This is a genomic window from Aureimonas pseudogalii, assembly GCF_014196835.1.
Lineage (GTDB): Bacteria > Pseudomonadota > Alphaproteobacteria > Rhizobiales > Rhizobiaceae > Aureimonas > Aureimonas pseudogalii.
On sequence record NZ_JACIEK010000001.1, the window covers coordinates 75,738 to 101,913 of the forward strand.

A 26,176-nucleotide genomic window follows, 5' to 3' on the forward strand; every position below is an offset into this window, starting at 1 on the left:
CGGTCAGAGTTCCAGCGTGCCCTCGACGAGGATGATCGTCTCGCCGCCGATCATCACCCGCCCGCCGGCGGCCGGGCGCACGTGGACGCGCCCGATGCGCCCGATCACGCTGCCCTGCGTGACTGTGTAGGGCTTGTCGAGCCGGCCCGTCGCCTGCCGCCAACGCGCGATCGCGGCGTTGAGCGAGCCGGTTATCGGATCCTCCTTCACGCCGTGCCAGACGTCGATCATCCGCACCTCGAAATCGGTTTCGGCGCCGGCCTCGTGCGGTCCGATCAGGCCTATGGCGCGCTCATGCGGGAAATGTGCGCCGGACGGGTCGGCCGCCAGCACGGCAGCGGCACTGCGCAGTTCCAACACCTCCCATTCCGGACCGTTCACGAGATAAGCCGACCCCACAACGTCCCGCGGATCAAGATGCAGGACGCGGACGATCTCCGCGACCCGGTCCTTGCCGAGTTCGGTGATTCGCGTCTCGGGCGCTACGAAGGCTGGCACGTCGCCGCCGAGATCAACCTCGACGATGCCGATCGCGCATTCCTGCCGAACGAGACCGGGACGGGCCGGTGCGCCGCCGGCATAAGCCCAAGCCGCGCAGCTGCCGAGCGTCGGGTGGCCGGCGAAGGGCAGCTCGCGCGTCGTGGTGAAGATGCGAACCCGGTAGTCGGCCGCAGCCGGGTCGGTCGGCGGCTGGAGGAAGGTCGTCTCGGCCAGCTGCGTCCAGGCCGCGAAGCGCTGCATCGCCTCGTCGGACAGCCCCTCCCCGTCGAGCACCACCGCCAGACCGTTGCCGCAGGTCGGAACCGACGTGAACACGTCGCACTGGATGAACCGTCGTTTCATGCGAATCGCTCCTCGCCCGTCGTCGGCCGATGATAGCCGCGGCCGGCCTCTTTGTCCGCGGGGCGCGTCCGGGTTTGACGGCGGGACGCCGCTCCGCTAGGCGCCCCTGACGAGACGGGGAACGGGCATGGCGACGGCACTGGGCTTTTCGGCGATTCTCATGTGGTCGATGCTGGCGCTGCTGACGGCGCGCTCCGGCGACGTGCCCCCGTTCCAGATGAACGCAATGACCTTCGCGCTCGGCACGCTGGTCGGCGTCGCCGCGCTCGGCGTGCGGCGGGTGCCGTTCGCGGTCTTCCGGCAGCCGCCAAGCGTCTGGGCGCTCGGCATCGTCGGCCTCTTCGGCTACCACGCGCTCTACTTCGCGGCGCTGCGCAACGCGCCGGCCGCCGATGCCAGCCTCATCGCCTATCTCTGGCCGCTGCTCATCGTGCTGGGCTCGGCGATGCTGCCGGGCGAGCGGCTGCGCTGGTTCCACCTGGCGGGCGCCCTGCTCGGCCTGTCCGGCGCCGGGCTCATCATCGCCTCGCGCGGCGCCCTCGCCTTCTCGCCCCAATACGCGCTCGGTTACGGGCTCGCCGCCCTCTGCGCGCTGTTCTGGTCGAGCTACTCGCTGCTCTCGCGGCGCGTCGCCGAGGTGCCGAGCGACGTCGTGACCGGCTTCTGCGCGACGACGGCGATCCTCTCGTTCCTCGCCCATCTCGCCTTCGAGACCACCGTCTGGCCGGCCGGCGCCTCGCAATGGCTGGCGGTTCTCGCGCTCGGCCTGCTGCCGGTCGGCGCGGCCTTCTACACCTGGGACATCGGCGTGAAGCGCGGCGACATCCAGCTGCTGGGCGCCGCCAGCTATGCCGCGCCGCTCCTCTCGACGCTCGTGCTCGTCGCCTTCGGCGAGGCCGCGCTCACCCCGTCCATCGTCGCAGCGGCGCTGCTCATCACCGCCGGCGCGGTGCTGGCGGCGCTGCCGCTGTTCCGCCGGTTGCTCGCGGCGCGCGCCCCTTGAGGGTCAACTGCCGGATGCGCGCGGTGTCGGGCTCCAGTCCGGCGGTGCCAGTTCGAAGCTCTCGAAGCGAAACCCAGGCGCCACCGTGCAGCCGACCAGCGTCCATTCGCCCAGACTCGTCGCCGTCTGCCACCAGTCGGCGGGCACCGTGAACTGCGGCTCTTCGCCGGTGGCGAGGCTCGGCCCCAGGCGATGGGCGGAGGCGTCGTGCCCGTTCGGCGAGACTGTGAGCACGAGCGGCGCGCCGCCATACCAGTGCCAGGTCTCGGCGGCGTCGCGCACGCGGTGCCATTCCGAGGTCTCGCCGAGATCGAGCAGATAGTAGATCGCGGTGGAGCGCGCGCGGCCCGTCTCGTCGCACGCCTCGTCCTCGAAGGTTTGGCGATACCAGCCGCCTTCCGGATGCGGCTCCAGCTTGAGGCGCCGGATGATCTCGCGCGCGCTCAATAGCCGTTCCTCTTCTCGCGCAGCGCCGCGAAGACCGCGACGGGATCGGCGCCCGCCATGTCCATCGCCGCCGCGAGATCGGGATCGTCGGCCCGCAGGAACGGGTTGGTGCGCTTCTCGCGCCCGAGCGCCACCGGCAGCGTGGCGCGCCGCTCCACCCGCAAGTGCTCCACCTCCTTCACCCGCTCCTGCAGGAGAAGGTTGCCGGGATCGACGTCCACCGCGAAGCGCGCGTTGGTGGCGGTGTATTCATGGCCGCAATAGAGCATCGTGTCGTCGGGCAGCGCCCGCAGCCGCTGCAGGCTCGCCCACATCGTCGCCGCGTCGCCCTCGAACAGGCGTCCGCAGCCGAGCGAGAAGAGCGCATCGGCGGCGAACAGCGCCTTGGCGCCCGGCAGGTAGTAGGACACCTCGCCGGCCGTGTGGCCGGGCGTGTCGATCACCTCGACGTCGATCCCGCCGATCGCGAACGCCTCGCCGCCCGACACCGCCCGGTCGAGGCCGGGAATGCGCTGACGCTCGCCGGCGGGTCCGATGATCTCAACCGAGAAGCGGCTCTTCAGCGCGAGATTGGCGGCGACGTGGTCGTCGTGATGATGCGTGGTGAGGATATGCGTCAGCCTCCACCCCTCGGCGTCGAGCGCGGCGAGGATCGGCGCCTCCTCCGGCGCATCGATCGAGACGGTGACGTTCGATTCAGGATCGTGGACGAGCACCCCGAAATTGTCGCTGCGGCAGGTGAACTGGCGGATCTCGATGGTCGGCATGGCGTTGGCGTCCCCTGCGGTTTTGCAGGGAGATAGCGCGGCGGGAGCGGTTCGGCAGCGCCTCGCCCGCGCAAGGGTTCCGCCGCTTGGCGGAAGCGACTAGGCTGCGGGCCGAAGCCGCCCCAACCCCGACGGGAATCTCCTCTCCGTGAATGCCGACATCGTCGATCTTCGCGATTTCTACGCGTCGCGACTGGGCGAGGTCGCCGTGCGCTCGCTCGCCTATTCGCTGGCGCCCGTGTGGAAGCCCATCCACCAGGAGCGGCTGGTGGGTCTCGGCTACGTCACGCCCTATCTCGACCGGCTGACCGGCGACGCCGACCACACGCTCGCCTTCATGCCGGCGACGCAAGGCGCGATGACCTGGCCGTTCGGCCGGCCCTCGCTCGCCGCACTCGTCCACCCCTCGGACCTGCCGCTCGGCGACGCCTCGGTCGATCGCATCCTGATGGTTCATGCGCTGGAATTCGCCGAGAACCCGACCGAGATGCTAAACGAGACCTGGCGCGTGCTCGCCCCCGGCGGCCGCCTCGTGCTCGTGCTGCCGAACCGGCGCGGGCTCTGGTCGCGGGCCGAGCACACGCCCTTCGGCTCGGGTCGGCCCTGGTCGCGCGGGCAGGTGACACGGCTCTTGCGCGAGACGATGTTCACGCCCTCCGGCTTCTCGGATGCGCTGCACTTCCCGCCGTTTCGCCGGCCCGGCTTCCTCAAGCTCGCGGGTGTCTGGGAGGGGATGGGGCGTCGCAACTGGCCGATCTTCGCCGGCGTCATTATCGTCGAGGCGACGAAGCTCGTCTATCGCGGCATCCCCGTCACCTCGCGGCACGACATCCGCAAGCACGTGCGTCGCCCGCTCCTCGTGCCTCAGGGAGGCGGCGCGCCCGCGCTCAACCTCGAAACGGAGTAGCCCTCCGCTTGTGGATCGTTCGGCCGCGCCTATCTCTTGCGGCGAGGCAGAAGCGTTCGGCCTCTGACGAAAGGATTTTCCATGCAGACCCGCAAGCTCGGACCCGATCTCGTCGTCTCCTCCATCGGCCTCGGCTGCATGGGCATGTCGGAATTCTACGGCGAGGGCGACGACGCCGAATCGATGAACGTCATCCACCGCGCCATCGATCTCGGCGTCACCTTCTTCGACACCGCCGACATGTACGGCGTCGGCCGCAACGAGACGCTTCTCGGCAAGGCGCTAAAGGCCAAGCGCGACGGCGTGGTCGTCGCCACCAAGTTCGGCAACGTGCGCGGCCCCAACGGCGAGCGCCTCGGCATCAACGGGCGGCCGGACTACGTGAAGAAGGCCTGCGACGACAGCCTGACGCGGCTCGGGATCGAGGTCATCGATCTCTACTACCAGCACCGCGTCGATCCCAACGTGCCGATCGAGGACACGGTGGGGGCGATGAGCCGCCTCGTGGAAGCCGGCAAGGTTCGCTATCTCGGGCTCTCGGAAGCCGCGCCCGCCACCATCCGCAAGGCCCACGCGACGCATCCGATCGCGGCGCTCCAGACGGAGTACTCGCTCTGGAGCCGCGAGCCGGAAGAGGAGATCCTGCCGACGCTGCGCGAGCTCGGCATCGGCTTCGTGCCCTATTCGCCGCTCGGCCGCGGTTTCCTCACCGGACGCTTCAAGACGCCCGACGATCTGCCGGACGGCGATTTCCGCAAGGGCTCGCCGCGCTTCACTGGCGCGAACTTCACGAAGAACCTGAAGCTCGTCGAGATCGTCGAGGCACTGGCCAAGCGCAAGGGCGCGACCGCCTCGCAGTTGGCGCTCGCCTGGGTGCTGGCGCAGGGCTCCGACGTCGCGCCGATCCCCGGCACCAAGCGCGTGCGCTATCTCGAGGAGAACGCCGACGCCGTGCATGTCGAGCTGTCGCCTGACGATCTCGGCGAACTCGACGAGGCTTTCGGTGCCGAGGCGGTGGCCGGTACGCGCTATCCGGAAGCGGCGATGAAGGCGGTCAATCTGTAGCAACAAGACAAGGCGGTCGCGTTCGGCGCGCGATCGCCGCCCTCCCGTCCGTAAAAAAACGGCCGCGGACGAGACGCCTTCAAGCCAGCGGAATGTTTCGGCCGCCCTTGTCCTGCTGATAGGCGTCCGACAGCTCGGCATACCGGCGGCTGATCGCCTCGACGCGGGCGGCCAGCTTCGAGCGATCCGGCTCGGCGAGCCCGGCGATCGTGCCCTTGAGATCGTGGCTGGTCCAGTAGCGGTTCGAACGATTGTACAGCGGCCGGTCCGGCGCGACCTCGCCGACATCGGGGTCGGGCACCGCGTAGACCGCCTTCAGAATCTGAATGTCGTAGGGGATCGCGAAGGCGTCGCGGCTGTCCTCGTGACGGAACAGGTAGTGGAAATTGTCGAAGCCGGCCCAGGTGATGCCGGAGAGACAGAGCGAGCAGGGCTCGTGGGTCGCCAGAAAGATGCAGTCCTTCGGCGCCGGCCGGTCGTGCTCGGACAGTTCGTAGAACCGTTTGATCGCGTGGATCTCGCCATGCCACAGCGGATTCTCGATCTCGTTGTTCGTCTCGGCGACCACCACCGAGAGGTCCGATTTTCGCAGGATCGCAGCACCGAAAATCTTGTTCCCGCGGGCGACGCCTGCGCTCGTTCTCGGGAACACGGCCGTCTCGATCACTTCGAGCAGCCTGTCGGCAAAACGAAAATCGTCCATCGCGAACTCCTCAAGGCGTCAGGGACGGCGCAGCACGAACACCGCCTGCTGGCCGAAGAGGTTCCAGAACCACCAGGGCATGCGCATGTCGAGTTTTCGGCCGGTGGTGTCGAGCGCCACCGCCGTCTCCACCACGGCGCCGATCTCGTGCGTCAGGTCGACGAAGTCGCGGATGGTGCAGAAATGGATGTTGGGCGTGTCGTACCAGGCATAGGCGAGGTTCTTCGTCACGGGCATGCGACCCTTGATCATCAGCGACGAGCGCACCGACCAATGGCCGAAATTGGGGAACGAGACGATGGCGTGGCGCCCGATCCGCAGCAGTTCCATGAGAACAAGCTTCGGGTTGCCGGTGGCCTGGATGGTCTGCGACAGGACCGCATAGTCGAAGGCGCCGTCGGGATAGTGGACGAGATCCTTGTCGGCGTCGCCCTGCACCACCGAAAGCCCGCGGCGCACGCATTCGTTGACGCCGGGCTGCGACAGCTCCATGCCGCGCGCATCCACCTCGCGGCGCTGCTGAAGCCGGTCCATCAACGAGCCGTCGCCGCAGCCGACGTCGAGCACCCGGCTCCCCGGCGTCACGAGATCGGCGATGAGGTCGAGATCGACGCGCCGTCCCGCGTCCTCGGCCGCAATCCGGCTGGTGGGCACCGGCGCTTCGGCAACGCTCATCGAACCAGCCCTCGTGCCTTGGCGGCTGAGGAGACGAAGCCCGCCACCGCCCCGATGAACTCCGGCTCGTCGAGCAGGAAGGCGTCGTGCCCCTTGTCGGTCTCGATCTCGACGAAGGAGACCGAGGCGGCGTTGGCGTTCAGCGCGTGCACCACGGCGCGGCTCTCCTCGGTCGGAAACAGCCAGTCCGACGAGAACGAGACGAGGCAGAAGCGCGTCTTCGTCTGGCGGAAGGCCTCGGCGAGCCGCCCGCCATGCTCGGCGGCGATGTCGAAATAGTCCATGGCGCGCGTCAGGTAGAGATAGGCGTTGGCATCGAACCGGTCGACGAAGGTCATGCCCTGGTGGCGCAGATAGCTCTCGATCTGGAAGTCGGCGTCGAAGCCGAAGCCGAGCTTGTCGCGGTCCTGCAGGTTGCGCCCGAACTTGCGCTGCAACGCGGCTTCCGAAAGGTAGGTGACGTGCGCGGCCATGCGCGCCACCGCCAGCCCCTTGTGGGGCCGGGTGCCGTGCTGGATGTAGTCGCCGCCGTGCCAGTCGGGGTCGGCCATGACCGCCTGACGACCCACCTCGTGGAAGGCGATGTTCTGCGACGAGTGGCGCGCGCCGGTGGCGATCGGCAGCGCCGCGAAGACGCGGGAGGGATAAGCCACCGTCCATTGTAGGCACTGCATGCCGCCCATCGAGCCGCCGATCACCGCGAACAGCGTGTCGATGCCCAGCCGGTCGATGAGCATCGCCTGCGCCCGCACCATGTCGGGGATGGTCAGCACCGGCAGCGCGAGCGCGTAGGGCATGCCCGTCTCGAAATCGGTCGAGGCCGGCCCGGTGGAGCCCATGCAGGAGCCGAGGACGTTGGCGCAGACCACGAAGAAGCGGTCCGTGTCGATCGGCTTGCCCGGCCCGATCAGGGTCGACCACCAGCCGGCCTTGCCGGTCACGGGATTGGGGCTGGCGGCATACTGGTCGCCCGTCAGCGCGTGGCACACGTAGATCGCGTTCGACTTGTCGGCATTCAGCTCGCCATAGGTCTCGTAGGCGAGATGGAAGGGCGAGAGCGTGCGTCCGCCGTCGAGCCGCAGCGGCTCGTCCGGGCCGAAATAGGCGACCTTCGAGGAGGGCTGGCGCGCCTCGCGGGCGCCGAGGGTCTCTTCGGTGACGGGATCGGCAATGATCGACATGGCCCGTGCTATCGACTCGTGCGGGCAAGATCAACGCATGCGGGCCCGGCTCGGGAACGGGCGGCGCTCGACATCGAACCGCCCGGGGGTTATGCGGCTGAGGTTTTCCCGCTGATGCCAGGATGATCGCCATGTCCGAAACGCGCGCGCGCCCCGTTCCCAAGCCCGGCATTCTCGACATCCACGCCTACGTGCCCGGCAAGGATTCCGCCCCCGAGGGCGTCAAGCTGCACAAGCTGTCGGCCAACGAGACGCCCTTCGGCGCCTCGCCGCGCGCCCGCGAGGCGGTCGCGGCGCTGGCCGACCGGCTGGAGATCTACCCCGATGGGCAGGCGACGGCCCTCAAGACCGCGATCGCCGAGGTCCACGGGCTCAATACGCGCAACATCCTTTGCGGCAACGGCTCGGACGAGCTGCTCGGCCTCATCTCGCAGGCGTATCTCGCGCCGGGCGACGAGGCGATCCACTCCGAGCACGGCTTCCTCGTCTACGCCAACTACATCCGCGCCGCCGGCGCGACGCCGGTGGTGGCGCCCGAGCGCGACGAGCGCACCGACGTCGAGGCTGTCCTGGCCGCCGTCACGGAGCGCACGAAGGTCGTCTTCATCGCCAATCCCAACAACCCGACCGGCACCTACCTGCCCTTCGACGAGGTGCGGCGCCTGCAGCGCGGCCTGCCGCCGCACGTGCTGCTCGTGCTCGATGCCGCTTACGCCGAATATGTGCGGCGCAACGACTATTCGGCCGGACTGGAACTCGCCTCCGAGGTCGAGAACGTGGTGATGACCCGCACCTTCTCGAAGGTGCACGGCCTCGCCGCACTGCGCGTCGGGTGGATGTACGCGCCCGAAGCGGTGATCGACGCGCTCGACCGGTTCCGCGGTCCGTTCAACATCAACGCCATGGCCATCGCCGCCGGCGCTGCGGCGATCCGCGATCGGGCGCATGTCGCGCGCTCCGTCGAGCACAACACGACCTGGGTCGAGCGCCTGACGAACGAGCTCGGCGCGCTCGGCCTGCGCGTCACGCCTTCGGTCGGCAACTTCCTGCTCGTCCACTTCCCCGACGCGGCCGGCCACACGGCGGCGGCGGCGGACGCCCATCTGACCGAGCGCGGCTTCATCCTGCGCCGGGTCACGGCCTACGGCTTCCCGAACGCGCTGCGCCTGACGGTCGGCTCGGCCGAGGCGAACGAAGGCGTCGTCGCCGCGCTCACCGAGTTCATGGCGCGATGAACGCTCCGCATTTCGAGAAGGTCGCGCTGATCGGCATCGGCCTCATCGGCTCGTCGATCGCGATCAACATGCGCGAGCGCGGGCTGGCGCGCGAGATCGCCATCGCGACGCGCCGGCCCGAGACGCTGAAACGCGCCGAGGAGCTCGGCCTCGGCACGTCCTACCATCTCGACACCGCCGATGCCGTGCGCGATGCAGACCTCGTCATCCTCTGCCTGCCCGTCGGCTCCTGCGGCGCGGCCGCCGCCGCCATGGCGCCGAGCCTCAAGCCCGGCGCCATCGTCTCCGACGTCGGCTCGGTGAAGGCCTCCGTGGTGCAGCAGGTGCAGCCGCACCTGCCCGCCAACGTCCATTTCGTGCCGGGCCATCCGATCGCGGGCACCGAGCAGTCCGGCCCCGACGCCGGATTTCTCGAGCTATTCGAGAACCGCTGGACGATCCTCACCCCCCTGCCTGAGACCGATGAGGCCGCCACGCAGCGGCTGCGCGCCTTCTGGGAGGCGACGGGCGCGATGGTGGAGATCATGACGCCCGAGCACCACGATCTCGTGCTCGCCATCGTCTCTCACGTGCCGCATCTCATCGCCTACAACATCGTCGGCACCGCCGCCGATCTGGAAACCGTGACGCAATCCGAGGTCATCAAGTTCTCGGCCTCGGGCTTCCGGGACTTCACCCGCATCGCCGCCTCCGACCCGACGATGTGGCGCGACATCTTCCTCACCAACCGCGACGCGGTGCTGGAGATGCTCGCGCGCTTCTCGGAGGATCTCGCCTCCCTGCAGCGGGCGATCCGCTGGGGCGACGGCGACGCGCTGTTCGACCTGTTCTCTCGCACCCGCGCCATCCGCCGCTCGATCGTGCAGGCCGGCCAGGACACGGAAGAGGCCAATTTCGGCCGCCTCCCCCACCGCAAGGACAGCTGGAACGAGACGCCGCCGGCCGCCGAGTGAGCGGCGGCAGGCTCGCAGCGGCGCCTCAGAGCCGCGGCAGGTCGCCGAGCGGAATGAAGCCGAGGCGCGCCTCGCCGTCGCGCACCTGAACGTCGACCACCGTCTGGCCGTTCTCCTGCCGCCCGACGAAGCCGACCGCACCGGCGATGCTCGTGGCGATGCCGCCGGTGCCGGGCACGAGCACGCCGACCAGCCCGGCGATGGCCTGCGGGTTCTCCAGCGCCAGACGGAAGTCGCCGGAAATGCGCCCGTCCTGCGAGACGCGGAAGGGCCCGGACACCTCGGCGCCACCGCCCGACGGCAGCGACAGGCGCAGCTGGCGGACGACGCCGGCCTGCCCGCGCAGCGCCGGGCCGAACCGGCCGCCAGGCACGCCGCTGCGAAGCCAGCCGGCGGCGCCATCCACGGTCATGTCGGCCGACACGTCGAAGGGCGGCATCACGGGAATGCCCGGCACCGCGGCGACGATCCCGGCATCGGTGAGCGCCACGTCGAGGCTGGAGCCGTTGCGGCGCGCGTGTGCTTCGAGGCGCGTCGAGCGAGCGATCTCGGCGCCCGCGGCACCGCCCGCCGCTTGCAGCGCGACGACGGGATTGTCCATCACCAGCGACACGCGCTCCAACCCGTCCGACCAGAGGCCGGTGGAGGTCTGCGCGAGGTCCCAGCGCAGCGCCAGCGGCGGCAGGCCCGGCGCCTCGACGCTGGCCGGCGAGGCGAGTTCGGCGACGATGCGCGAGGGGTCGTAGACCTGCGCCGCCGTGTGGAGCGCGCCGGCCGTTACCCGCACGCCGTTGGCCGGCGCCTCGACACCGAGGGCGCTACAGGAGAGGCCGAGCCGGAACGGATAGCCGAAGACCTCGCGATCCGTGCAGGTGATGGTGGTGCCGCCGCCGGCCGCCTCGTCCAACGCCGCCGCGACGCGCCGGTCGAGCTCGCGGGCGAGATAGAACCAGACCCCCGTCAGCACGATCGCGAGGACGACGACGACCCCGAAGATCCCGGCGAAGACGCGCGATGCGCTTCGCTTGCGTCGCGGCGCCTCGTAGCTCCTTGACCTCGCCATGTCCTTGCGTCCTTTCTGCCCACCGTTCCGGCGCTTCATGACGCGCCGCCGATGGGAATGGCAAGCATGGTGGGCGATTTGTGGGTCTTCGGGTACGGTTCGCTGATCTGGCGGCCGGGCTTCCCGTTCCAAGAGCGGGCGAAGGCGCGGCTGGCCGGGTTCCACCGCTCGCTCTGCATCCACTCGCACGTGCATCGCGGCACGCCCGAGCGCCCCGGCCTCGTGTTCGGGCTCGATCGCGGCGGCTCCTGCGTCGGCATGGCGTTTCGCGTGGCTGAAGAGGATCGCGAGGCGGCGGTCGCCTATCTGCGCGCGCGCGAGCTGGTGACCAACGTCTATCGCGAGGTCACCTTGCCCGTCCGGCTGCTCGACGGGCGGCCAGTGCGCGCGCTCGCCTACGTCGTGGATCGCGGCCACGCGCAATATGCCGGCCGGCTCGGCATCGACGAGGCGGCGGCGCTCGTGGCCCGCTCGCACGGCCAGTCCGGCCCCAACGTCGACTACGTGCGCTCGGCGCTCACCGAGATCGAGGCGCTGGGTCTGCGCGATCCCTGGCTGTCGGCGGTGGTCGCCCGGCTCTGAGGCGACGAACTCTTTGTTTGCCGCATTGTCCGGACGTGAAAGCCGACTCGGCTTTCACTGGACATGCTCTAGACCGCGCGAGAGAAGCCGGCCTCGGCTTCGGCGAGGCGCTCGGCCACGAGGGGGCTCATCGGCAGATCGGGACGCTCCGTGAAGGCGTCGCGCAGGAAGTCGAGCGACCGGGTCTCGATCCGCTCGCGCAACGTCGCGATGAAGGGCATGCGCTTCAGTCCGGGCGGGATCAGCTCCAGAAACTCGGCGCGGATCGTGCCGGGCTCGCGCCGCACCGCCTGGCGCGGCCAGTACAGCCCGGAGTTCAACGCCACCGGCACCACCGGCAGACCGAGCTCGGCATAGAGGAAGTGGATGCCGGGACGATAGTTGGGAACGGCGCCGGGCGGGGCGCGCGTGCCCTCGGGGAAGATGATGATCTGGCGCCCCCGCGTCACGGCCACACGCGCGGCGGCCAGCAGCGAGGGCAGCACCGCGCCGCGTCGCTTGCGGTCGACCGGAATCATGCCGAGGCCGTAGGCGTACCAGCCGAAGACGGGAATGCGCATCAGCTCCTTCTTGAGGATGAAGGTCGGCTTCTCCAGATGCGGCAGGATCGAGATCACCTCCCAGAAGGATTGGTGCTTGGCGGCGACGATCGCCGGTCCTGCGGGAATGCGCTCCTGACCGGTGAGCACCGAGCGCGTGCCGGCGACATGGTGCAGCAGCCAGAGGCTGGAGCGCGACCAGCTCTTCACCACCCACCAACGCGCGGGTTCGGGCAGGAAGAAGAAGACCGGCAGATAGAGGATCATCTGCCCGGACAGGTTCGCGTAGAACAGGAACTGGAAGGCGATCGATCGAAGCAGGGTCATTCGGCCTGGGTCTTGAAGGCTCCGCTCGCGCGGCGTGCCTCCTCATAGAGGCATTCCCCGCGAATTTGAAGGATGGGGCGGGCATGCGCCGACGGTGGTGCGAGCGTCAGGATTGCCGCCCGGCGACGCGGTGGACGAGGTGGCCGGCCTCGGCGAGGTTGAGCGCCAGCCGCGCCTTCACCGCCAGCACCTTGGCGTATTCGGTGGCGAGGAGGCGCAGCCCGAGCCGGCTCGGCCAGCCGTCGCGGCGCCAGAGCTTGTCGGGCGACACCGGATAGGCGACGATCTCGGGCGCGCCGGGAACGCCGGCGATCTCGAGCAGCGAACGCGGGACATGATAGTCGGAGGTGACGAGAAGGAGGCGCGAGAAGCCGTGCTCCCGCGCCCAGCGCGTCGTCATCTCGGCGTTGCCGATCGTGTTGAGCGCCTCGTAGTCGAGATCGACGCAGCAGTCGAAGAGCGCGCGGTCCGTGCCGGTGGTGCGCGCGAGCGCCGCCGCGCTCGTCTCGCGGTTGACGCCCGACACGAGAAGACGCCGCCCCCGCCCCTCGCGCAAGAGCTCGATGCCCCGTGTCAGCCGCTGCTCGCCGCCCGTCAGCACCACGATGCCGTCGGCCTGCCCCCCGGCCGGCGGCACGGCGAGCGCCGCGACGTCTCGCGCGAAGCGAATGAAGCCACCGGCGAGATAGGCCGTGCCGGCGAAGCCGACGAAGAGCGCGAGAACGAGAAGAGCGCGCCGGCGCCGGCCACGCACGCGCTTCGCTGGCCGGGCCGATGCCGGGCGGCGCGGTTCGTTTCTCGCCGTTCGGGGTTCGAAACCTTGCTCGTGTCGCATCAGGGACCAACGATCGGTGGGAAGAGTTTGTTCATCGCTCCACCGGCGAAAGCATGTCGATCGCCGCGAGCTGTTTCGTCACGGTGATGCGCGAGGTCACGGCGGTGAGAATGCCGATCGCGACCACGAGAACCACCACGCCGCCATAGCCGGTCCAGCCGATGGCGAAGGAGCCGAACAGCGCGTTGATCTGGTCGGCTTCCGGCGTCGCCTGGTTGGCGCGCGTCCAGTAGCCGACGAGAAGGAAGACGAGAAGTGCGCAGGCCCCGCCCGCGACCGCGCCGACGAGGCCGAGCTTGAGGAAGTGGCGCTGGAACTCGGCGGCGATGAAGGAAGACCGCGCCCCGACGAAATGCAGCACCTCGATGATGTGGCGGTTGCCCGTCATCGCGCCGCGCGTGGCGAAGACGACGGTCAGGACGGTGGCGATCATCACGAGGGAGAGGATGGCGATACCGATGAGCACGGTGGCGCGGGCCATGGAAACGAGGCGCGACACCCAGGCGCGGTGATCGTCGAGGCTCGCTTGCGGCACGGCGGCGCGCACGCTGTTGCCGAGCGTCGCGAAGTCCGGCGGCGCGTCCTCGTCGATCGCGATGATCACGAGGCGGGGCACCGGCAGCTCGTCGAGGTCGAGGCCCTCGCCGAGCCACGGCTCGAGAAGCCGGCCCGTCGCCGCGTCGTCCAGGATGTCGGCCGAAAGGACGCCGGGCGTCGCCAGCGCCAGCATCTGCACCGAGCGCAGCGCGCCGGCCATGTCGAGCCCGTCGTCGGGCCGCACCTGCACGGTGATCTCGCGCGAGATCTGCGACTGCCACGTGGCGGCGGTGTCCGACACCAGCGTCACCGCGCCCACCGTCAGGCTGGCGAGGAAGGTCATGATGGCGATCACCGTCAGCAGCGCGCGGCCCGCGACGTTGCCGGGCGGCACGATCGAGGTCGGGCGCACGCGCCGCTTGCGTGTCATGAGCGAGGGAAGGGTGAGGCCGCGGTCAGTCATAGATTTCCAGCCGCCCCTCCGCGAGGATGAGGCGGCGGGCCTCGACCTGATCCATCAGCGAGAGATCGTGCGTGGCGATCACCACCGCCGTGCCGGTGCGGTTGAGCTCCATGAACAGGCGCAGCAGGCGACGCGCCAAGGGCGGATCGACGTTGCCGGTCGGCTCGTCGGCGAGGAGGATGTCGGGCTGGTCGATCAGCGCGCGGGCGATCGCGGCGCGCTGCTTCTCGCCGCCCGAGAGCACCACGGGCGAGGCGTCCATGCGCTCGCCGAGGCCCACCCACTTGATGAGATCGACCACGTCCTGGCGGTAGCTCGCCTCCTCCTTGCCGCGCACGCGCAGCGGCAGCGCGACGTTCTCGTAGGTCGTGAGATGGTCGAGCAGCCGGAAATCCTGGAACACGACGCCGATGCGCCGCCGGATCGCCGGCAGGTCGGTTCGCTTCAGCGTCGCGGCGTCCTGGCCGAGCACGGTGATGACGCCGCGCGTCGGGCGCAGCGCGAGAAAGAGCATGCGCAGCAGGCTGGTCTTGCCGGCGCCCGAGGGGCCGGTGAGAAACTGGAACGAGCGCGAGCGGATCTCGAACGTGAGATCGCGCAGGACCTCCGGTCCCATGTCGTAGCGAAGACCCACATTCTCGAACCGGATCAATCCGCCGTCCCCTTCCCCGGCACGAGGCCGAACGCTCCCGGCGCCATGCGCCCCATGCAAAGCCGGCCGCGAGCGGCAAGCCGGCGCTCCGTCTTCCGACCCGTTCCAAGGTCAGCTTTGGTTAACCATGCGACCTTAACCCTTCCTGACTTCGGACCCCAACAGCAGCCCGGAGGCGGATGCATGTCCAACCCCAATTTTTCGCCCGCAGCGCGCCGCCGCCGCGACGATTGGCGCGCCGACCTTGCGCCGATCATCGAGGGCCACGCGACACTCATTTCGCGCCGGCCGGGCGCCGCATCGAGCCGTGCACCCTTCGCCGATCCGGCGCCGGCCACCGAGCCGCGCTGGGCGGCACGGCTGGAAGCCGCCAACTCCAACCGCCGCCCGCCGCCGCGTCCGCGCACGCCGCGCCATCCGTGGCTGTGGACGGCGCTGTCGCTGCAGACGGGGGCCGCGCTCGCTGGCCTTGCGGTTCTCGCGCTCGTGGTGTTTCCCTCGGGCATGACCGACACCTTGCCTGCCACCGCCCCGCCTGCATCCACGATCGGCTCCGCGCGATGATTCGCGTGCGCGGCAAGACCATCGAGCCCCTGTTCACCGAGGCCGACATCGCCCGCGAGATCGAGCGGCTCGCCGGCGAGATCGCCGCGCGCAAGCCCGAGAACATTCTCGTGGTCGGCGTCCTCAAGGGCTCCTTCGTCTTCACCGCCGACCTCATCCGCGCGATGCACCGGGTGGGCCTCGCGCCGGAGGTCGAGTTCATCTCGCTCTCCTCCTACGGCTCGGGCACGGTGGGCGGCGACGTGCGCATCGTGCGCGACGTCGAGGGCGAGATCGCCGGACGCAAGGTGCTGATCGTCGACGATATATTGGAATCGGGCCGCACGCTGCGCTTCGCGCGCGATCTCATGCTCTCGCGGGGCGCCACCGGAGCGGAGATCGCGGTCCTCCTCGACAAGCGCATGCGCCGCGTCGCCGAGATCGAGGCGGACTATGTCGGCTTCGATTGCCCCGACCATTTCGTGGTCGGCTACGGCATGGACGTCGCCCACGCCTTCCGCGAACTGCCCTTCGTCGGGCGGGTCGTCTGAGGCCGCTGGAGCATTTCCCGTGAAAGCCGGGTCGGCTTTCACGTCCGGGCGATGGGGCTCCAGATCAGCTTCGCGCAAGCGAGAAGCGTTTACCTCAAATTATCCGCGTTTCGTAAGGGTTCGCACAAGGATGGGCCCCCATAATCCGTGCCGACGGACCGGCTGTTGCGCGGGTCCAGGCCGGCCTTTGCCGGCATGTGCCGGGAGTCAGCCATCATGGCCCGAATTTTGATCGCGGAAGACGATGCCGGCATTCGCCTTCTCGTGACCCGCGCCCTGCGCCTCGAAGGCCACGAGGTGACCATGGCAGACGACGGCGAGATGGCGCTCGACATCCTCGCCGAGCGCAATGGCGCGTTCGACCTTCTTCTCTCGGACATCCGCATGCCCGCCTTCACCGGCATCGAACTGGCGCACGCCACGAGCCGCGCCTTTCCCGACCTGCCGATCCTCCTGATGACCGGCTATGCCGAGCAGCGCGAGGCGGCCGACGATCTCTCCGCCATCATCATCGGCGTGGTCGACAAGCCCTTCACGGTCGCCGAGATCCGCTCGCGTGTCGCCGAGGCGCTGCGCGCACCGCAATGCGACGACGACGTGCTCCTCATGCGACGCTACGCCTGATCCCTCACGCCTTGCGGGCCACGAGGAAGAGACGGGGGAACGGCAGAAGCCGCCGCCCGTCCGCGCGCTCGGGGTAGCGCCGGTCGATCTCCGCCGTGTAGCGATCGAGGAAGCGCGGCTTCAGCTCGGCCGGCAGCGGATCGACGAAGGGCTTCAGCCCGGTGGATGAGAACCATTGGGTGATCGCCGCGGCATCCGCCATCGGATGGTTGTAGACGGTGGTCCAGACATCGACCTCCACTGCCCCCGCCTTCACCAGCCAGTCGTAATAGTCCTCGCGCGATCCGAGCGTCTCGCGGCGCTCGCCATCGGGGTGAGCATGGTCGCGAAACTCCGGCTCGGCCGCGATCTCGCGCATCGCGAGTTGCGCCTCCTCGGCCAGATTGTCGGGAACCTGCGCGGCGAAAAGCCCGCCCGGCGCGACGTGCCGCATCAGCGCAGGGATCAGCCGCTCGTGGCCGAGAACCCATTGCAGCGAAGCGTTCGAATAGATGAGATCGAAGGGCCGATCCGGCTTGAAGGCGCCGATGTCGGCTGGGGCGAAGCGACATTGCGGCAGCCGCTCGCGCGCAGCCGCGAGCATAGCCTCCGACATGTCGAAGCCGGTGATGTCGGCACCTGGAAAGCGCTCGGCGAGAAGCTCCGTCGAGTTGCCGGGACCGCAGCCGAGATCGGCGATGCGCAGCGACGCCGGGTCGCGATCGGGAAAGGCGCAGCGCTCGGCGAGATCGCGCGCCGGGCGGGTGCGCTCCTCCTCGAAGCGCCGGTAGAGCGACGGATTCCAGTCTGCCATGGAGAGCCTTCCCTGCGGGCGGGTGCGGCCTGCACCCGACCCGTTCGCTCTTAGGCGCGCCCGTCTCTCCTCGCAACAGCCGGGGGCGGGCGTCAGGGCGTCCGCAGCAGACGCTCCAGATAGTCGCGCTCCTGCTGCGGCGAAAGCTGGTGACCCAGCCGGTCGCGGATCTGGTCGAGGATGCGCCGGGCGCGCTGGATGTCGATCTCGTCGGGCACGCCGACGTCCTGCCCGAAATCCGGCCCCTGCGTCTGGCGCTCGCGCCCGAGCGGATCGCGGCCCGAGCGCTGCTGCCCGGGGCCGTAGCCCTCGCCGAGCTGCCCCTGTCCGGGTTGCTGGCCGGGCTGCTGACCCTGGCCCTGCCCCGGTTGCTGGCCCTGCCCCTGCATCGCCTGCATCTGCTGCATGGCGTCGCGCGCGCCGCGCCGAAGCGCCTCCATCGCCTGGCCCTGCTCGCCCACGGCCCCTTCGCTCTGCCCCTGTCCCAAGGCACCCTCGGCCCGGCCCATGGACTGGCCGGCCTGCCCGAGATCCTCGCTCGGCTTCATGCCCTGCCCCTGCATCGCCTCCTGCAGTGCCTGCAGATCCTTCTGGAGCTGGCCCTGCTCGGCCTGCAGCCGCTCCTTCATCGCCTGCAGCTGCTCGGCCGTCATCGGCGCCTGCTGCCCCGGCTCGCCGTCCTGCCCCTGTTGACCCTGCTGCGGCTCGCCCTCCTGCCCGTCGGTGCCGTCCATGCCGCGCTCGGCCTCCATCTGCCGGCGCATCTCCTGGCGGCCCATCTCGAAGGTCTCGTCCATCAGCTTCTGCTGGCGCTGCAGCATCTCGCCGAGCTGGTTCATCTGCTGCTGCTGCGGGCTCTGCTGCCCCTGTCCCTGCTGCTGCTGGCCGGGACGCATCGCTTGCAGGCTCTCCATCATGTCGCGCAGCTCGGAGAGAAGCTGCTTGGCGGCGTCCTTGGAGCCGGACCGCGCGAGATCCTCGATCTTGTCGAGCATGCGGTCGAGATCCTGCGGGCGGATCTCCTGCATTTCGCTCATCTGTGACTGCGACTGCGGCGGCATGTTGCGCATCGCCTCCGCCATGGCCTGCATGTATTCCTGCATGGCCGCGCGCAGTTCCTGCATCAGCTTGGCGATCTCCTCGTCGGTGGCGCCGTTCTCCAGCGCCTGCGAGAGGTTCTCCTGCGCGTCGCGAAGCCGCTTCTCCGACACCGACAGGTCGCCGTCCTCGATGCCGAGGGCGATCTGCCAGAGGAAATCCACGGCGCTGACGAGCGTCTCGTCGTCGCGAGCACCCGAGATGCGCTCGCGCGCGGCGCGCAGCGCCAGATAGTCCGACGGGTTGCGGATGAACTCGTCGCCGCGCAGCGTCACGGCGTCGAGCATGTCGACGACGCGGGGCGCGGCGTTGGCATCGAGCGCCAGGATGCGGCGCTGCTCCACCACCGCGCGGGCGAGCGGATCGACGAAGCGGCGCTCGGGCAGCGTCAGTTCCAGCGGCGGCGTCTCGGCCACCTGGCCCGCGTCGTCGCGCGCGCTCAGGCTTAGCGCGACCTTGGCGCCGGCATAGGGGCTCTCGGCGAGCGCGAGGCTCGTGCGCCCCTTCGCCTCGCCCTTCGTGCGGCGGGGCATCGACAGGTTGATTTCGGGCGGTGCCACCAGCGGGCGCGCACCCGGCGCCTGCGGCTCGCGGATCGCCAGCCGGCCCTCGCCGGCGGCCACGCCGTAGTCGTCGCTCACCCGGTAGGCGAGATCGAGCGCACCGTTGCGGCCCGGCGCCGGCGTGCCGTCGAAGGCGATCGTCGGCGCCTCGTCGGGGATCACCGCGAAGGTCCAGCCCTCGAGCGTGCGGAAGCGCGTGTCGACGGCGAGCGTCCCGCCGGCCGCGAGCTTCAATTCATAGGCGCCGGGTATGGGGCCCTCGGGTTCGACGGCGGCGGGATCGGCGGCGATCGGCGTCGTAGTCGCGGCATTGGCCGCGCCCGGATCGACCGGCGCGACCTCGGCGACGACGCCGCCCTCCGGCGTGAAGCGAACCGAGGCGCCGCGCCGGTCCGAGACGCGCAGCGAGAGCACCGTGCCCTCCGGCACTTCGAGCCGCCCGCCCGGCACCGGGCCGCCGGCCGCGTCGGTGAGGAAGATCGGCGGGCGGCCGGTGTAGCCGGGCGGCGTCGCCCAGGCATCGACGCGCACGCCCACCGGCAGCGCGTCGGCGACCGGCGTCAGCGCATCCGCGACGCGTCCGCCGCCGGGGCCGAAGGAATAGGCGAAGGCGGTGACGAAGAGCATGGCGACGAGCGCGCGCAGGCCCCAAGGGTCGATCGCATAGGTGCGGGTGCGCGGCGCGCCGCCGGTGAGCCGGCCGAGCTGCCGGGCCATGCGCTGCTGGTGCTCGTGCCAGAGGGCGAGTGCGAAGGGGTCGGCGCCCGCGGCGCGGTCGTCCTGCGCGCGCAGCGGCTGGTGTTCGAGCTGGCTCGCGCGCTCGATGCGATCGACGATCTCGCCGGAGCGCGGCAGCCGGACGCCGCGGCCGAGCCAGAGCACCGCGAGCACGCCGACGACGAGCACGGCGAGCAACACCAGACGGCCGATCGAAGGCAGCGCCGCGAAGACGCCGAACCAGGACAGCACGAAGAACAGCGCCGCGACGAGCGCGAGGCCGAGCATGGTCGGCCAGATCCGCTCCACCACGATCGCGCCGGCGGCGGCAAGGCGCACGCGGCGCGACCCGGCACGTCCGGCGGTCGGTGGGTTCGGGCGGTTGGGTGCCATTCTGCCGATATCCGTGCCGGCGCGGCCGCCGCCCTCGTGGAGCGGGCCGGGCGCGAGAGGGATAGGAGCGCTGGCTGCGGCCGCGGCGACGCGGCGCGAAGCCGCCCCTACCCTTGAAGCTTACCAGCTTTCATGGCGAAGGCGAGGCGTTGACGCAGGCGTGAAAGCCGCAGGGGCCTCGCCGCTCAGTCCAGCCAGGGCGGCAGGCGGTCGAGAGCGATGAGATCGGCCACCTCGACGCGCGGGCGCACCACCGCGAACCGATCGCCCTTCACCATCACCTCGGGCACGAGGGCCCGCGTGTTGTAGGTGCCGGCTTGCACCGCGCCGTAGGCTCCGGCCGAGGCGACGGCGAGGAGATCGCCCGCCGCGGCCGCCGGCATCGAGCGCTCCTTGGCGAGATAGTCGCCGCTCTCGCAGACCGGCCCCACCAGATCGGCAACGACGTAGTCGGCATGCGGATCGGGCTCCACCACCGGCCGGATCTCGTGCCAGGCCTCGTAGAGCGTCGGGCGGATGAGGTCGTTCATCGCGGCGTCGGCAATCACGAAGCGCCGGCCCGCCTCCTCCTTCACGTAGATCACCGAGGTCACGAGGACGCCGGCATTGGCCGCGATCAGCCGGCCGGGCTCGAAGATCACCTTGGCGCCGAGCGAGCGCACGTGACGCTTCACCGTCTCCGCATACGCGGGGGGACCGGGGGGCAGCTCGTTGGAGGCGCGATAGGGCACGCCGAGCCCGCCGCCGAGATCGATATGAGTGATCGCATGACCGCGGGCGCGCAGACGCTCCACCAGTTGGGCGAGCTTGGCGAAGGCGAGGTCGAAGGGTTCGAGCTCGGTGATCTGCGAGCCGATATGCATGTCGATGCCGGAGACCGCGATGCCCGGCAGAGTGGCCGCGAGATCGTAGATCGCCTCGGCCCGCTCGAAGGCGATGCCGAACTTATCGGACTTCTTGCCGGTGGAGATCTTGGCGTGAGTCTTGGCGTCGACGTCCGGATTGATGCGGAACGAGACATGCGCCGTCTTGCCCATCGCAGCCGCACGCGCCGAGACCAGATGCAGTTCGGGCTGAGATTCGACGTTAAAGCAGAAGATGCCGGCGGCGAGCCCGGCGTCGATCTCGGCGGCCGTCTTGCCGACGCCCGAGAACATGATCTTCTCGGGTGCGATGCCGGCGGCGAGCGCGCGCGCAAGCTCGCCGCCCGAAACGACGTCTGCCCCGGCGCCGAGCGCGGCGAGGGTCTTCAACACCGCTTGGTTGGAATTGGCCTTCATCGCATAGCAGACCACCGCGTCGATGTCGGCGAAGGCCTCGGCGAACACCCGGTAGTGCCGCTCCAAGGTGGCCGTGGAATAGCAGTAGAAGGGCGTGCCGACGGCGGCGGCGATCTCGCGCAGGTCCACGCCCTCGGCGTGGAGAATGCCGTCATGATACTCGAAATGGTTCATGGGAGAGTGCTTCTTCGAAGAGCGGGAGAACTGGCCGCAGCCAGCAGGTCAGTTCAGGAGGCCGTCGAGGAAGAAGCGTTTCTTCGGCCCGTTCGGGTTGGCGGTGATTTCCGTCGGCGCCACCGAGAGGCTGGAGGCGAGCGGCGTCGCCTTCGGCAGCCGGGCGGTGCCGTTCGGCTCGGGCACCACGGCGGCGGGCGGCTGGCCCGCGGCGCGCGGATAGACGGGAACGGACTTGCGCCCGCAGCCGCTCGCCGCCAGAAGGCAGGCGAGGCCGAGCGCCAGGGTGAGTCCACGTCCGTTCATGCCATCCGTCCCGCACTCGCGAGGCCCACCACCTGCGCGGTGTCGCCTCGAATCCTTCGTCCCGTCATAGCGGCTTCCCGCAGCGAAATCATCCCTCCGCCGCCAGTCGTTCCCGCCAGAAGCGCACCTGCGCCCGAACGTTCTCCGGCGCCGTGCCGCCGAACGAGGTGCGGCTCGCCACCGAGGCGTCGACCGAGAGCACCGAATAGATCTCCTCGCCGATCCGGTTATCCAGCGTCTGGAGGTCGGCGAGCGGCAGATCCTCCAGCGGCACCTTGCGCGCCTCGGCCATCGCCACGGCGCGGCCGGTCACGTGATGGGCCTCGCGGAAGGGCAGGCCGAGCTCGCGCACCAGCCAGTCGGCGAGATCCGTGGCGGTGGAGAAGCCGGCGCCGGCGGCGGCGCGCATCTTCGCCGCGTTCACCTGAAGGTCGCTGATCATGCCCGTCATCGCCGCGAGCGCCAGCGCCAGGCTGTCCACGGCGTCGAACACCTGTTCCTTGTCCTCCTGCATGTCCTTGGAATAGGACAGCGGCAGGCCCTTCATGATCGTCAGCAGCGCCACCAGCGAGCCGTTGATGCGGCCGGTCTTGGCGCGCACCAGCTCGGCGGCGTCCGGGTTCTTCTTCTGCGGCATGATCGAGGAGCCGGTGGAGAAGGCGTCGGAGAGGCGCACGAAGTCGAATTGCGGCGTCGACCAGATCACGATCTCCTCGGCAAGGCGCGAGAGATGCGTCACCGTGATCGAGGCGGCCGCCAGGAACTCCAGCGCGTAGTCGCGGTCCGACACCGAATCCAGCGAATTGCGCGTCGGCTCGCGAAAGCCGAGCGCCTCGGCCGTCGCGTGCCGGTCGATCGGAAAGCCGGTGCCCGCCAGCGCGGCGGCGCCGAGCGGCGATTCGTCCATGCGGCGCATCGCGTCCTGCGCCCGGCCGCGGTCGCGCGCCGCCATCTCCACATAGGCGAGACAGTGATGGCCGAAGGTCACGGGCTGCGCCGCCTGCAGATGCGTGAAGCCCGGCATCACGGTGGCGGCATGCTCCTCGGCACGCGCCAGCAGCGCCTCGATCAGCGCTTTCAGCGCGGCGTCGAGATCGCGGCAGGCGGCCTTCACGTAGAGCCGGAAGTCCACGGCCACCTGGTCGTTGCGCGAACGCGCCGTGTGCAGGCGCCCGGCGGCGGGCCCGATCAGCTCGGCGAGCCGCGCCTCGACATTCATGTGGATGTCCTCGCGCTCGCGCGAGAAGGCGAAGGTGCCGGCCTCGATCTCGGCGCGGATCGCCTCCAGCCCGCGCCCGATTTCCGCCGCGTCCGCTTGCGAGATGATGCCGCGGTCGGCCAGCATACGCGAATGGGCGATCGACCCGGCGATGTCTTCGCGGTAGAGGCGCTGGTCGAAGCCGATCGAGGCGTTGATCGCCTCCATGATCGCGCTGGGACCGGAGGCGAACCGGCCGCCCCACATCTCGTTGCTCGTCTTGCCGCTCACGAAGAAGGCCCTTTCCCGTCATGTCCGACCCGAACCCGAAGCCCGCCGTGCCCGCCCCTCGCGGAGCAAGCAAGCGGATCGTCGGACTGGCGCTGGCCGGCGGCGTCGTCGCCGGTGCCGTCGGCGTATACGTGATGGAAACGCGCTCTGGCAACGAGACGGCAAGCGCCGCCTGCCCGGCCAAGGCCGCGCTCGCGCAAGCGCTCGACCAAGCCGCTACCGGCGAGGTCGCGGCGATGCGCCCGCTCGACACACCCTTCGACGTCTCGGCCATCGCCTTCAAGGACGGCGACGGCCGGCCGACGAGCCTCGGGGCATTGAGGGGCCAGACCCTGCTCGTCAATCTCTGGGCGACGTGGTGCGCCCCCTGCCGCGCCGAGATGCCGGCGCTCGACCAGCTGGAGCGCGAGGCCGGCGACGAGAGCTTCGCCGTGGTGCCGATCAACGTGGACATGGGCGACGAAGCCAAGCCGCGCGGCTTCTATGCCGAGACGGGTCTCGCGACCCTGCCCTTCTACCGCGACGAGACGATGGGCGTCTTCAACGACCTGAAGGGCCAGGGCGTCGCCTTTGGCCTGCCGGTGACGCTGATGATCGACAAGGACGGCTGCGCTCGCGCCGCGATGAACGGCTCTGCGCACTGGGCGAGCCCCGATGCGATGGCGCTGGTCGACGCCTTGAAACGCGATGGCGCCTAGGCCTTCTTCAGGAACTCGGTGCGCAGGACGAGATCCTTCACCTTTTCCGCCCGGCACTCGACGAGATCGGGATCGCCGGTGAGGCGGATGCCCTTGATCAGCGTGCCGCGCTTCAGCGTGACCGACGTGCCCTTTACCTTGAGATCCTTGATCACGGTGACGTTGTCGCCGTCGTTGAGGATCGCGCCGTTCGAGTCGCGGGTGTCGTCCATGGGAAGCCGGTTCCGTCCGTTGGGGAATGACGGCGCCTAGCAGATCGTCCCGCCCCTGTCGCGCCTCAGCGGGTGGGGACGGGCGTCTCGCCGCGATAATCGTAGAAGCCGCGGCCGGCCTTGCGGCCGAGCCAACCGGCCTCGACATATTTCACCAGCAGCGGACACGGGCGGTACTTGGAATCGGCGAGCCCGTCATGCAGCACCTGCATGATCGAAAGGCAGGTGTCGAGGCCGATGAAGTCGGCAAGCTGGAACGGCCCCATCGGATGGTTGGCGCCGAGCTTCATCGAGGTGTCGATGCTCTCGATCGTGCCGACGCCTTCGTGCAGCGTGTAGATCGCCTCGTTGATCATCGGCATCAGCACCCGGTTGACGATGAAGCCGGGAAAGTCCTCCGACACCGTCAGCGTCTTGCCGAGTCTCAGCGCGAAGGCCTTGGACGCCTCGAACACGGCGTCGTCGGTGGCGATGCCGCGCACCAGCTCGACGAGCTTCATCACCGGCACGGGGTTCATGAAGTGAATGCCGAGGAAGCGCTCGGGCCGGTCGGTGCCGCTGGCAAGGCGCGTGATGGAGATCGAGGACGTGTTGGAGGCGAGGATCGCGTCGGGCTTCAGGATCGGGCAGATCTGCTGGAAGATGCGGCGCTTGACCTCCTCCTTCTCGGTGGCGGCCTCGATCACGAGATCCACCGAGGCGAGCGCGCCGACGCCATCGGCCGGTTTCAGTCGTGCGAGCGCGGCGTCGCGGTCTGATGCGGAGATCTTGTCGCCTGCGACCTGCCGCTCGAGATTGGCGGCGATCTTCGCGATGCCCTTCGTCGCCAGCTCGAGGCTGACGTCGTAGAGCGCCACCTCGTAGCCCGCGAGCGCGGCGACATGGGCGATGCCGCCGCCCATCTGCCCGGCGCCCACCACACCGACGGTTCGGATCTCGACCATTGAGGCTCTCCGTCGGTTGGCGCCCGCTTTGGGCAAACGTTTCAGAGCTTACCCGTCAACTCGGGCAGGATGGTGAAAAGGTCGCCCACCAGAGAATAGTCGGCGACCTGCAGGATCGGCGCGTCGGCATCCTTGTTGATGGCGACGATGACCTTGGAATTCTTCATGCCGGCGAGATGCTGGATCGCGCCGGAAATGCCGACGGCGACGTAGAGGTCGGGCGCCACGACCTTGCCGGTCTGGCCCACCTGCCAGTCGTTCGGCGCGTAGCCCGCGTCCACCGCCGCGCGGCTCGCGCCGACCGCGGCGCCGAGCTTGTCGGCGAGCGGCAGCATCACCTCCTCGAACTTCTCCTTCGAGCCGAGCGCACGCCCGCCGGAGACGACGATCTTGGCGCCCGACAGGTCGGGCCGCTCGGAATGGGCCACCTCCTCGCCGGCAAAGCGCGACAGGCCGGGATCGCCCGCCCCCGCCGCCACCGGTTCCACCGGCGCCGAACCGCCTTCTGCCGCAGCGGCGAAGGCGGCGGTGCGGATCGTCAGCACCTTCACCTTATCGGCCGAGCGCACGGTCTGCACGGCGTTTCCGGCATAGATCGGGCGCTCGAACGTGTCGGGCGCGATCACCGCGGTGACGTCGGAGACCTGCATCACGTCGAGCAGCGCGGCGACGCGCGGCAGAAGGTTCTTCACCATCGCCGTCGAAGGCCCGACGATCGCGTCGTAGTCACCGGCGAGCGACAGGACGAGCGCGGCGGTCGGCTCGGCCAGGCGATGGGCGAGCTCGGGCGATTGCGCGAGGCGGACCTTGGCGACGCCGGCGAGCTTGGCGGCGGCTTCGGCCACGGCGCCGGCCCCCTCGCCCGCCACCAGGACATGGACGTCGCCGCCGAGCGCGAGCGCGGCGGTGAGGGCCTTGGCGGTCTCGCCCGAGAGCGTGGCGTTGTCGTGGTCTGCGATCAGAAGCGTCGTCATGCCGGTCGTCCTCACGAAGAAGAATGTCCAATGCGGCGCG

At 69.6% G+C, this 26,176-nt stretch carries 29 protein-coding genes; 10 read left to right on the plus strand and 19 right to left on the minus strand.

The window, feature by feature from the left end; genetic code table 11:
• Positions 1–3 precede the first annotated feature (3 nt).
• Entirely contained in the window at positions 4–843 is an 840-nt protein-coding gene (locus GGR04_RS00395) for a PhzF family protein (protein WP_183196735.1), read from the minus strand.
• Between the two features lie 127 nt (positions 844–970).
• Here GGR04_RS00395 and yddG point away from each other — a divergent pair, with 127 nt between their 5' ends.
• Complete coding sequence (yddG, locus tag GGR04_RS00400; RefSeq protein ID WP_183196736.1) at positions 971–1,846, plus strand: aromatic amino acid exporter YddG; 876 nt, start codon at positions 971–973, stop codon at positions 1,844–1,846.
• 3 nt (positions 1,847–1,849) lie between these two features.
• Here yddG and GGR04_RS00405 read toward each other — a convergent pair whose 3' ends face one another.
• The gene (locus GGR04_RS00405; RefSeq protein ID WP_183196738.1) at positions 1,850–2,293 is read right to left on the minus strand and encodes a cupin domain-containing protein; all 444 of its coding nucleotides are present in this window, start codon (positions 2,291–2,293) and stop codon (positions 1,850–1,852) included.
• A complete protein-coding gene (gene gloB, locus GGR04_RS00410; RefSeq protein WP_183196740.1) occupies positions 2,290–3,060 on the minus strand; it encodes a hydroxyacylglutathione hydrolase in 771 nt (256 codons plus the stop codon). The genes GGR04_RS00405 and gloB overlap by 4 nt, the downstream gene beginning before the upstream one ends.
• A gap of 148 nt (positions 3,061–3,208) precedes the next feature.
• Between gloB and GGR04_RS00415 the strand changes: the two genes are divergently transcribed.
• A complete protein-coding gene (locus GGR04_RS00415) occupies positions 3,209–3,967 on the plus strand; it encodes a class I SAM-dependent methyltransferase (protein WP_183196742.1) in 759 nt (252 codons plus the stop codon).
• An 81-nt stretch (positions 3,968–4,048) separates the two neighbouring features.
• A complete protein-coding gene (locus GGR04_RS00420) occupies positions 4,049–5,032 on the plus strand; it encodes an aldo/keto reductase (RefSeq protein WP_183196745.1) in 984 nt (327 codons plus the stop codon).
• A 79-nt stretch (positions 5,033–5,111) separates the two neighbouring features.
• On the opposite strand, the gene GGR04_RS00425 is transcribed toward GGR04_RS00420, so the two are convergent.
• From GGR04_RS00425 to metX, 3 genes are read right to left on the minus strand one after another with little or no spacing between them, the layout of a single operon-like run.
• Positions 5,112–5,735, minus strand: a complete 624-nt coding sequence (locus tag GGR04_RS00425) for a nucleoside deaminase (protein ID WP_183196748.1) — start codon at positions 5,733–5,735, stop codon at positions 5,112–5,114.
• Between the two features lie 18 nt (positions 5,736–5,753).
• The gene (metW, locus tag GGR04_RS00430) at positions 5,754–6,410 is read right to left on the minus strand and encodes a methionine biosynthesis protein MetW (RefSeq protein ID WP_183196750.1); all 657 of its coding nucleotides are present in this window, start codon (positions 6,408–6,410) and stop codon (positions 5,754–5,756) included.
• Complete coding sequence (gene metX / locus GGR04_RS00435; RefSeq protein WP_183196752.1) at positions 6,407–7,591, minus strand: homoserine O-acetyltransferase MetX; 1,185 nt, start codon at positions 7,589–7,591, stop codon at positions 6,407–6,409. Before metX ends, metW begins: the two co-directional genes overlap by 4 nt.
• A gap of 131 nt (positions 7,592–7,722) precedes the next feature.
• Between metX and hisC the strand changes: the two genes are divergently transcribed.
• Positions 7,723–8,826 (plus strand): histidinol-phosphate transaminase, encoded by a 1,104-nt coding sequence (gene hisC, locus GGR04_RS00440; RefSeq protein WP_183196754.1) that lies wholly within the window; start codon positions 7,723–7,725, stop codon positions 8,824–8,826.
• Positions 8,823–9,779, plus strand: coding sequence for a prephenate/arogenate dehydrogenase family protein (locus tag GGR04_RS00445; protein WP_183196756.1), 957 nt, complete (start codon positions 8,823–8,825; stop codon positions 9,777–9,779). The genes hisC and GGR04_RS00445 overlap by 4 nt, the downstream gene beginning before the upstream one ends.
• Positions 9,780–9,804: 25 nt before the next feature.
• Here GGR04_RS00445 and GGR04_RS00450 read toward each other — a convergent pair whose 3' ends face one another.
• Positions 9,805–10,842: a DUF2125 domain-containing protein gene (locus GGR04_RS00450; RefSeq protein WP_183196758.1), complete on the minus strand. Its 1,038-nt coding sequence runs from the start codon at positions 10,840–10,842 to the stop codon at positions 9,805–9,807.
• A 69-nt stretch (positions 10,843–10,911) separates the two neighbouring features.
• Here GGR04_RS00450 and GGR04_RS00455 point away from each other — a divergent pair, with 69 nt between their 5' ends.
• Positions 10,912–11,424, plus strand: a complete 513-nt coding sequence (locus tag GGR04_RS00455; protein ID WP_376769816.1) for a gamma-glutamylcyclotransferase — start codon at positions 10,912–10,914, stop codon at positions 11,422–11,424.
• A 68-nt stretch (positions 11,425–11,492) separates the two neighbouring features.
• On the opposite strand, the gene GGR04_RS00460 is transcribed toward GGR04_RS00455, so the two are convergent.
• The 4 genes from GGR04_RS00460 to ftsE all read right to left on the minus strand — a co-directional run bounded on the left by GGR04_RS00460 (position 11,493) and on the right by ftsE (position 14,777).
• Positions 11,493–12,290: a lysophospholipid acyltransferase family protein gene (locus GGR04_RS00460; RefSeq protein WP_183196762.1), complete on the minus strand. Its 798-nt coding sequence runs from the start codon at positions 12,288–12,290 to the stop codon at positions 11,493–11,495.
• A 106-nt stretch (positions 12,291–12,396) separates the two neighbouring features.
• Complete coding sequence (locus GGR04_RS00465; protein WP_312857377.1) at positions 12,397–13,044, minus strand: YdcF family protein; 648 nt, start codon at positions 13,042–13,044, stop codon at positions 12,397–12,399.
• A gap of 112 nt (positions 13,045–13,156) precedes the next feature.
• Positions 13,157–14,125, minus strand: a complete 969-nt coding sequence (locus GGR04_RS00470) for a cell division protein FtsX (protein ID WP_183196766.1) — start codon at positions 14,123–14,125, stop codon at positions 13,157–13,159.
• Entirely contained in the window at positions 14,118–14,777 is a 660-nt protein-coding gene (gene ftsE / locus GGR04_RS00475) for a cell division ATP-binding protein FtsE (RefSeq protein WP_183196768.1), read from the minus strand. Before ftsE ends, GGR04_RS00470 begins: the two co-directional genes overlap by 8 nt.
• 183 nt (positions 14,778–14,960) lie before the next feature.
• On the opposite strand from ftsE, the gene GGR04_RS00480 reads away from it, so the two are divergent.
• The 3 genes from GGR04_RS00480 to GGR04_RS00490 all read left to right on the plus strand — a co-directional run bounded on the left by GGR04_RS00480 (position 14,961) and on the right by GGR04_RS00490 (position 16,495).
• Positions 14,961–15,341, plus strand: a complete 381-nt coding sequence (locus GGR04_RS00480; protein WP_183196770.1) for a hypothetical protein — start codon at positions 14,961–14,963, stop codon at positions 15,339–15,341.
• Positions 15,338–15,871 (plus strand): hypoxanthine phosphoribosyltransferase, encoded by a 534-nt coding sequence (gene hpt / locus GGR04_RS00485; protein ID WP_183196773.1) that lies wholly within the window; start codon positions 15,338–15,340, stop codon positions 15,869–15,871. Before GGR04_RS00480 ends, hpt begins: the two co-directional genes overlap by 4 nt.
• Before the next feature lie 216 nt (positions 15,872–16,087).
• Positions 16,088–16,495, plus strand: coding sequence for a response regulator (locus tag GGR04_RS00490; protein ID WP_183196775.1), 408 nt, complete (start codon positions 16,088–16,090; stop codon positions 16,493–16,495).
• Positions 16,496–16,499: 4 nt separating this feature from the next.
• Here the strand turns inward: GGR04_RS00490 and tam are convergent, their stop codons facing one another.
• The 5 genes from tam to argH form a co-directional block, all read right to left on the minus strand.
• A complete protein-coding gene (gene tam / locus GGR04_RS00495) occupies positions 16,500–17,288 on the minus strand; it encodes a trans-aconitate 2-methyltransferase (protein ID WP_183196776.1) in 789 nt (262 codons plus the stop codon).
• A gap of 92 nt (positions 17,289–17,380) precedes the next feature.
• Positions 17,381–20,059 carry a TIGR02302 family protein gene (locus GGR04_RS00500; RefSeq protein WP_183196778.1) on the minus strand — a complete coding sequence of 893 codons (2,679 nt, stop codon included), beginning with the start codon at positions 20,057–20,059 and terminating at the stop codon, positions 17,381–17,383.
• 185 nt (positions 20,060–20,244) lie between these two features.
• Positions 20,245–21,513 (minus strand): diaminopimelate decarboxylase, encoded by a 1,269-nt coding sequence (gene lysA, locus GGR04_RS00505; protein ID WP_183196781.1) that lies wholly within the window; start codon positions 21,511–21,513, stop codon positions 20,245–20,247.
• A 48-nt stretch (positions 21,514–21,561) separates the two neighbouring features.
• Positions 21,562–21,819, minus strand: a complete 258-nt coding sequence (locus GGR04_RS00510; protein WP_183196782.1) for a hypothetical protein — start codon at positions 21,817–21,819, stop codon at positions 21,562–21,564.
• Between the two features lie 88 nt (positions 21,820–21,907).
• Positions 21,908–23,284: an argininosuccinate lyase gene (gene argH, locus GGR04_RS00515; RefSeq protein WP_183198948.1), complete on the minus strand. Its 1,377-nt coding sequence runs from the start codon at positions 23,282–23,284 to the stop codon at positions 21,908–21,910.
• A gap of 44 nt (positions 23,285–23,328) precedes the next feature.
• On the opposite strand from argH, the gene tlpA reads away from it, so the two are divergent.
• Positions 23,329–24,006: a thiol:disulfide interchange protein TlpA gene (gene tlpA / locus GGR04_RS00520; protein ID WP_183196784.1), complete on the plus strand. Its 678-nt coding sequence runs from the start codon at positions 23,329–23,331 to the stop codon at positions 24,004–24,006.
• On the opposite strand, the gene GGR04_RS00525 is transcribed toward tlpA, so the two are convergent.
• The 3 genes from GGR04_RS00525 to GGR04_RS00535 all read right to left on the minus strand — a co-directional run bounded on the left by GGR04_RS00525 (position 24,003) and on the right by GGR04_RS00535 (position 26,136).
• Complete coding sequence (locus GGR04_RS00525) at positions 24,003–24,218, minus strand: alkylphosphonate utilization protein (RefSeq protein ID WP_183196787.1); 216 nt, start codon at positions 24,216–24,218, stop codon at positions 24,003–24,005. The two genes, tlpA and GGR04_RS00525, sit on opposite strands and share 4 nt — an antisense overlap.
• Positions 24,219–24,283: 65 nt before the next feature.
• A complete protein-coding gene (locus GGR04_RS00530; RefSeq protein ID WP_183196788.1) occupies positions 24,284–25,162 on the minus strand; it encodes a 3-hydroxybutyryl-CoA dehydrogenase in 879 nt (292 codons plus the stop codon).
• Positions 25,163–25,203: 41 nt separating this feature from the next.
• The gene (locus GGR04_RS00535) at positions 25,204–26,136 is read right to left on the minus strand and encodes an electron transfer flavoprotein subunit alpha/FixB family protein (protein ID WP_183196790.1); all 933 of its coding nucleotides are present in this window, start codon (positions 26,134–26,136) and stop codon (positions 25,204–25,206) included.
• Between the last annotated feature and the right edge of the window lie 40 nt (positions 26,137–26,176).